The sequence below is a fragment of the Bacillota bacterium genome (assembly GCA_013177945.1).
In the GTDB taxonomy this organism is placed as follows: Bacteria; Bacillota; DSM-12270; order Thermacetogeniales; family Thermacetogeniaceae; genus Ch130.
On record JABLXW010000036.1, the window covers coordinates 1 to 5,134 of the forward strand.

Annotated in this window: 3 protein-coding genes and 1 tRNA gene; all 4 read left to right on the top strand. The window is 49.5% G+C overall.

Annotation, left to right across the window (positions count from 1 at the left end; all coding sequences use genetic code 11):
- The first annotated feature begins 106 nt into the window (after nt 1-106).
- A complete protein-coding gene (locus HPY58_13730) occupies nt 107-1,549 on the top strand; it encodes an ISLre2 family transposase (GenBank protein NPV30676.1) in 1,443 nt (480 codons plus the stop codon).
- Nucleotides 1,550-1,851: 302 nt separating this feature from the next.
- Nucleotides 1,852-1,938 (top strand) — tRNA-Leu (locus HPY58_13735).
- A 252-nt stretch (nt 1,939-2,190) separates the two neighbouring features.
- The gene (locus HPY58_13740) at nt 2,191-3,075 is read left to right on the top strand and encodes a DegV family protein (GenBank protein ID NPV30677.1); all 885 of its coding nucleotides are present in this window, start codon (nt 2,191-2,193) and stop codon (nt 3,073-3,075) included.
- 30 nt (nt 3,076-3,105) lie between these two features.
- Nucleotides 3,106-4,800, top strand: coding sequence for an AarF/ABC1/UbiB kinase family protein (locus tag HPY58_13745; GenBank protein ID NPV30678.1), 1,695 nt, complete (start codon nt 3,106-3,108; stop codon nt 4,798-4,800).
- The last annotated feature ends 334 nt before the right edge of the window (nt 4,801-5,134 follow it).

The following is a 5,134-nucleotide window of genomic DNA, read 5'->3' on the forward strand; positions in this document are numbered from 1 at the left end:
CGGCCATGTAAAATTTCAGTAGGTAAAAGAAGGGGATCGGCTCCTTAAAAAGAAAAGAGACCTCGGCACCCAAAATCTATCACCCCAAAAAGGAGTGTGAGGTCTCATGCTAGATATTCGCCACATAGTGGGGGCAGTCCTTCTTTTTGTCAAAGGTTTAGTCAAATTAATTGGAGAGTGCGAAGACTTTTCTGAGCTTGAGAAAGGAGTTCACAAACTCTGCCAGGACGTCTGTAACCAGATTTTCACCTGGGCATTAGAAAAGATCGATACCCGTCTGATGAATGAACGAGACCGGAGCATCTGGGAGGTGGTCGGTTTTCGGGCAAAAACAGCCATCAGCACCTTTGGGGAATTTCTCTTAAAAAGGCGCCTGTACAGGAACAAAGAAACCGGGGAAACCAAATTCTTTTTAGACGAACTGCTGGGCTGGCCGGAGCGGGCCAGGGTTACCCCTTACCTAAAAGAGTTGGCGATCAAACTAAGCACCGAACTTTCCTTTGGCCGGGCAGCAGAGATATTGAGCTATCTTGTGCCCCACATAAGCACCATGACCATCTGGCATATTGTTCAAGAAGTAGGCGAAATACTGCAACAAGAAGGAGAAGAAAAAAGAGCAGCGGTATTTGAAAACGGAGAAGCACCGGCAGGGGAAAAAGTAGTACCAGAGCTGCGTATAGAAGCTGACGGAGTGATAGTCAATCTGCAGCGGGAAAAAGAGAAGCGAGGAGAAGTCAAGCACATAGTAACCTACGAAAGTAAAAAACAGATTGGCCGGAACCGCTTTGCCCTGCAGAACAAGCTTATGGTAAGCACCCTGAGAGAAAGTCAGGTAGCCTGGGAAGAGGCCTATGCACAGGCTGGGGGGAGATGGGATTTAGAACAGACCAAAGAGATCCACATAGGAGGAGATGGAGCAAAGTGGATCAAAGAGGGGCTGGAATACTTCCCCGGTGCCGTATACTGCTTAGACCCATACCATCTAAACAGGCATTTAACCGAAGCCCTCTGGTATGACGAAGAAACCTTTCAGAAAGTAGGCGCAAGTCTTCTCAATAGCAACTGGCAGGAAACCCAAGCAATACTCACAGAAGCAATCAAAAAAACCAGAGGCAACCGGAAAAAGAGGCTCATCAAGCTATTGCATTATCTTGAAGAAAACTGGACAGGGATTATTAACTCGGCAGGAGCAAAACGTTTAGGAACCATCGAAGGGCAGATCCAGCACAACGTAGCACGGCGGATGAAACGCCTGGGGGCCAAGTGGACCACAACCGGAGGAGACCGGATGGCCCGGCTTCTGGCTGCCAAAGCAAACGGAGAGCTTAGCAATTATGCTTCGCGCTGGCCGGTGGAACATGGAAAGCTGAAGGAGATAGCGCAGATAAAACCGGTAGAAAGGCCGGTAGAAAAACAAAAAGCCGGAGAAATAGGGGAATGGCTGCAGGCGACAATACCGGCATTAAAAGGGCCTTTTGCGGATCGTCCCTGGATAAAACATGTTTTACGGGAACTGACCCGGCCGGAATTTGCTGCTCTTATTTGCTAGTCGGTTTCCCGGGTAGCACTGATAGCCTGGCTCTACTGTGTTAAATGTTTTGCGACGGGGTGACGTGTTATTGTTGTCTGTTCCCCCTAGCTACCTGGCTGTCAAGTTTATCTCAACAATCTTCAGTTAAATTCAAGGTCAAAGCCATTGCCTTGAAGCTAAAGGTTTTGAACGTCGAGGTCTCTTAAGGGGAAAAGTTTTATTAGATACCTACTGGATCTTGACATGGACTGATGCAACTTCACCCTTGACAGAAGGGATGAAAAGTGTTAATTTATAAAGCGGAATTAAGTTAAAAGAGTGCGGCTGTGGCGGAACTGGCAGACGCGCTAGACTCAGGATCTAGTGGGGATTCCCCCGTGGAGGTTCAAATCCTCTCAGCCGCACCAGGAAAATCAAGGCTTCCGGGGTTGGTAATTCCCGGAAGCCTTTTGTGAGCGCTTAAATAATGCAATTTTAATGCAATTTGAGGGCAAAAAATCAGCCTTGCATTTTCGCAGAACCTTTCCGGGACTTTCAGCCCGGGTTCGTCATAGATCTCCTTGGGCGCGACCCTAAGGAGATTTTTTGTTATTTTTTTGGCGTGGGAGGAACGGGATGCTATAATTAGCTTAAACATGAAGAAAGAGAGAAGGTGGGCTATGGCTCAAGTAGGGATTGTTACCGACAGCACTGCTTACCTTCCTCCCGGGCGAGGGGAGGAATTAAAGGTTGAGGTGGTACCTCTTATTGTCAACTTTGGGGATGAGAGCTTTAAGGAAGGGGAAGTTTATAACAATAAAGAGTTTTATGAAAAGCTTCGCCGGGCATCTGTTTTTCCCACTACTTCTCAGCCTTCGGTGGGAGATTTTTTGGAGGTTTATAAAAGATGGGCGGCGCGGGCAGAAAGTATTATTTCAATTCACATTTCAGGCGGTATCAGCGGAACGGTCCGGTCTGCGCGTACTGCAGCCCAGATGCTTCCCGATGCAGACATTACCGTCGTGGACTCGATGATGACTTCAATCGGGTTGTATTTTGTAGTGGATGCCGCAGCCCGGGCGGCACTCCTGGGTTTAGGTAAAGACGAGGTGCTTCGCGTTACAAATTACGTAATGGAGCACATGACCCTCCTCTTTTTCCCCGGCACTCTCGAATATTTACGGAGAGGCGGAAGAATTGGCGGTGCGGCTGCTTTAATCGGAACCGTACTTCAGGTTAAGCCAATTCTTTATTTTAACAGGCAAAAAGATGGAATCATTGATGTTTACGAAAAGGTGAGAACGAAGGAAAGGGCAATTAAAAGACTTCTTGAAGAATTAGACAAAGCTTTTCAGGTGAATCCGGACCTCAAGATAGGGATTGTCCATGTTGATGCCCCCGAAGAAGGACAGGTTCTTTACGATCGCGTCAGGTCCCTATACCCTGGACTTAACCCCGAGCTTTGCGAAGTGGGTCCTGTAATCGGTGCCCACGTGGGGCCCGGCACGTTGGGGATCTGTTTTTATCCTCTCACCCCTGAATTAAAAGAAATTGTCAAGCGGTAATTCAAAGCTCCGGAACGCCTTTTGCAGGGAGTGATGATCACGGTAGGGAAAACCAGAAGTTTGCTTTATCATTACCGTCACTGGCGGCGATATCGGGAAATTCTTAACATTCTGGTTAAGCATGGCTTCAGTTATGTGATTGAAAATTTAAATCTCCCGGGCTTGCCTCTTTACCGGCGCTTGAAAAGGCGTTTCGTTCCCCGGGAGGAGGAACTCGAGGCTATACCGCGGCGTATTGTTAAAGTGCTTCAAGAGCTGGGGCCTACTTTCATCAAGCTGGGGCAGCTGCTCAGCACGCGCGCGGATCTCCTTCCGGAGGCCTACCTGAGAGAATTCGCCCAACTCCAGGATCGGGTTTCCCCAATTCCCTTTGAAGAAGTGGAATTACTGTTTCTTGAAGAGCACGGGAAGCCGATCGGAGAGGTTTTCAGGGCCTTCGAACCTGAACCCTTTGCTTCTGCCTCCATCGGCCAGGTGCACAGGGCCGAATTCCCGGAGGGTCAGGAGGTTGTCGTCAAGATCCAGAGGCCTGGAATCGAGCGGATCATCAGGGTAGATTTAGAAATTTTGCTGGAAATCGGCAGCATCATTGAACAGAGAACCGCCCTTGGGGAAATCTATAAAATTACAGAAATTCTGGAAGAGTTTAGCATCTCTTTGAGGGAAGAGCTCGATTTTACTTTAGAAGGCCGCAATGCCGAGGTCCTTCAGAAAAATTTGGCCAGGGACCCCCGCGTCTACATTCCGAAGGTATACTGGGAATATACAACGCGCCGGATCCTGGTGATGGAATATGTGCGGGGGCAAAAAATTACGGGACGCGAAGAATTAGTTGCTGCTGGTTGCGATCCGCTGCTCCTGGCCCGCACCCTTGCCGATATAATGATCAAGCAAATTTACGTGGATGGCTTCTTTCACAGCGACCCCCACCCGGGGAACCTGGCAGTGTTGCCCGGGAATAGGGTTGTTTTTCTGGATTTTGGTCAGGTTGGGCGGATGGATGAGGAACTTCGCGAGAAGGCCGCAGATTTAATCCTGGCCCTGGTTCACCATGATCTTGACGGAATCGTCAAAGGCCTGCTGCAGATCGGAATCCTGCGGGGGAGGCCCAATCTGACAAGGCTGAAGCACGATCTTGCCAGGCTCGAACGGAAGTACTACGGCCTTCCCTTTCGTGAAATTCGGGTCGGAACATCTGTCCAGGAGCTCATGGAGGTCGCCTGGCGCCACCGGATCCAGGTTCCCTCCGATTTTGTGATGGCGGCCAAGGCACTGGTGACGCTTGAAGGGGTAATCCGGGAACTGGCGCCGGACATGAGCCTCGTGGAAATTGCAGAGCCCTTTGCGTGGCGTGTTTTTTGGCGCCGGTACGACCCCCGCCGGCTCCAGCGCCGCTTCTGGCAGCGCCTTGCGGAAACAGCTGGGAGCCTGACACGGCTGCCCGGAGTAGTGGAAGAAGCGGCCCGCAAAATCAGCCGGGGCCAGGTTTCCCTCGAAATCGAACACCGGGAGTTCCCGCATGCGGTTGGGCAACTTCGGAAGGCCGCGGACCGTCTTGCTTTGAGTATCATCCTGGCAAGTCTTCTTATTGCTGGAGCGATTCTTGTGCACCTGGACCCTTACTCCTTCCTGGCACGTATCCACCTTCCTGAACTTATCCTGGGTTTGGCCCTTTCTGCCTCTTTTTTCCTGTTAATTCTTCTCCTGGTTTTTTCCCGCTCTTGAAGCCGCACTTCCGAAAGCCAGCCTTTTGGTGAAACAAATTTTTTTATTTAAAGAAGCAGGAGATTTTCGCTTTGTGTAGAATTGTACATTACCAGAAAAAGAAGGCTCCTTTCAACCGGCAAGAAGAAGGGTGCCGGGAATTTACTGAAACTTTTGCTGGCAAAAGAGGATTTCAAAAGAGGATTTAATGAAAATTTGTAGAACTAAAAATTAAGCAAAGCCAGCCAGCAACCCTCAGGCAGTTGGGCAAGAAATTCTATTCTGAAAAGGGGCATAAAGGAGGGAATTGGCGAGTAGAAATCAAAAAGGGTAAAGGGAGAAGGCATCAGTCACA